Annotated in this window: 3 protein-coding genes; 2 read left to right on the forward strand and 1 reads right to left on the reverse strand. The window is 46.2% G+C overall.

The features are described from left to right. The first annotated feature begins 139 nt into the window (after nt 1–139). Complete coding sequence (locus tag Q0991_RS18945) at nt 140–535, forward strand: DUF2809 domain-containing protein (protein ID WP_299491391.1); 396 nt, start codon at nt 140–142, stop codon at nt 533–535. 77 nt (nt 536–612) lie between these two features. Here Q0991_RS18945 and Q0991_RS18950 read toward each other — a convergent pair whose 3' ends face one another. Next, nucleotides 613–1,584 (reverse strand): Rieske 2Fe-2S domain-containing protein, encoded by a 972-nt coding sequence (locus Q0991_RS18950; RefSeq protein ID WP_299491394.1) that lies wholly within the window; start codon nt 1,582–1,584, stop codon nt 613–615. Nucleotides 1,585–1,687: 103 nt separating this feature from the next. On the opposite strand from Q0991_RS18950, the gene Q0991_RS18955 reads away from it, so the two are divergent. Then, a partial coding sequence (locus Q0991_RS18955; protein ID WP_299491396.1) for a TetR/AcrR family transcriptional regulator occupies nt 1,688–2,239 on the forward strand: 552 nt, incomplete at its 3' end.

Below are 2,239 nucleotides of genomic sequence, written 5' to 3' on the forward strand. Positions count from 1 at the left end.
GCTCAGGCTCAATGGATTCAAATCGATAGCATCGGCTCTACGAGAGCTGGCCAACCAAGTGGAGCGTATTTTTCGGCTACTACAATGAATCAGCCCTGCCATTCAGTTTGTATCTGAAGCAAAGCGAACAAATTGTAGAGTGGTACGTACAATCATTCGTGATGCATGTCTGATCTGCTTCCTCTGCTTAAGGTCACTTATTTTTTGGTATGAGAATTCGGAGGATAAACGTTATCGGGGACTCAGACAAGCATGGCTGAACAAGGCGTTTGCGGGTATCCCCCACGAGATTTTCTGGATATTGGTGGGGGCTTATATTTGGCCTGCGGTGTCGCCTGAGTGGATTGCGATCGCAGTTTGTCTCACCACCTGTGGATTAGAATTCCTACAGCTCTGGCAACCCGCATGGCTGCAAGCGATTCGGGCCACTTTGCTGGGACGGCTGGTGTTAGGCAATACCTTTAGCTGGGAAGACTTTCCCTACTATTTTGTCGGGAGTGGGCTGGGATGGTTAGGGTTACGTTGGTTAAAGTGATTTCATACCTAATCAATTTTAGGGTTGAAATTTTAGGTATGAACACTGGCTAGTTATCACCGAATCGATATAGTGATTCAGACTGTAGGTCTCGTTTCCCAATTTCGGTATAGGTCTTCTGCGTAGAACATAATGTCTTCATTGGGCAGGCGAATGGTCGATTGTTGTCTGGGATATAAGCTTTCAAGGCATTGAGTGTCTTGCTCTACCACCACTGAAGCCGCATGGAGTAAAGAGTCTTGCATCACTGCTTTTAACTCTGGGTTACTAAACTTGGCATAGAGCAAGATGAAGGTTTTGGTTCGGTCCTCCGTTTCTGGATAAAGGATGTGCCCTTGATAAGTTTGAACATCAGGTGACTTGAGACAAAAAAACTGGGTGGAGGGAAAAACATATTCCAAGACGTTCTGCATCACCTCTGGAATGGCCCCTAACATCGGATTAGCTGCAATCTCTTCGGGGGTATAGTCTTCCTTCTCGACCGTTTGAGCGACCTGGGCATAGATATCTTGTTGCTCAATAAACTCCGCTGTGCATGATTTGCACTTAAAAAATTCTCGATGAGTCCCGTTTTGATGATGATGGTCATAGTTAATCATCAGACTGCTCAAAAAGTTGCTGTGAATGCTTTTCTCAGCAGTCACCCCCAAGAACTCATAGTCAGCCGCTACTTGCTGATGCAGATGAGGAATCGGTAACCTCGGTTCAAACCCACCGTAAGTCCAGACTAAATCACCCTCAACGATCAAATCTAAGGGGTTAGCCAACGGTGCTTGGCTGAAGGTTTCAGCCTGAAGCAGCTGACCGGCGCCATTAAACTCCAGGGCATGAAAAGGACAGGTAATCGTATTTCTGTGGCTACAAATCCAGCCATTGGATAACGGAGCCTGCATATGGGGACAGATATTGTTGAGGGCAGATACATTTCCCTCAGTGTCTTGCCAGAGAACATAATCCTGACCATTTAAGGTGATTTTGGTGGGCTGATTAATGCCCAGCATGGATTTGTGCGCAATCAACCAAGGCGCACCAGGAAGGATAGGTTGCATTAGATTTTCTTAATTAAACAAGTGTTTAATTAGAGCCTATACAACCCCGATCAGGATGTCAAGAATTACACTAAATTGAGTCGCTACTGTAGATGGACTGCTCGTGCCTCCGCCTAAATCTTCGCGCTCAACCTCCAAAGTAGGTAAACAAAGCCGTAACCCGGAAGTTACTAAAGCAAAAATTCTAGATGCTGCCATTGAAGAGTTTGCTCAGTATGGATTAACGGGGGCACGCACAGAAGCGATCGCATCCAAAAGCGGGGTCACTAAAGCCTTGCTGTGCTACTACTTCAAAAATAAAGAAACCCTCTATCAGGCAGTCTTACAGCATCTCGTCAATGAAATTAACGCTGCTTTTCAACCCACTGACTGGGAACAGCAATCTCCCAAGCAGGCATTGGAAGCAATGCTTCGGGCTTACATCAACTTTGAGGTGGGCAATCGGTGGCATGGCATGCTGTGGTTTCAGGAAGCCATCCAGAATCAGGGAAAGTATGGGGAACAAACGGGATGGCAAGCGGGCTTTCAAGGCATCGTTCAGATCCTGGAAAAAGGAATGGCAGAGGGACAGTTTCGCCAACTAGATGCGTTTTTAACGGCCATCAATATCTTGGGAATCTGCTCGTTTTACTTTGATGCCCATGAGAACTTGAAA

Origin of the sequence: Acaryochloris sp. IP29b_bin.137, from assembly GCF_028285745.1 — a bacterium.
Taxonomy (GTDB): Bacteria; Cyanobacteriota; Cyanobacteriia; order Thermosynechococcales; family Thermosynechococcaceae; genus Acaryochloris.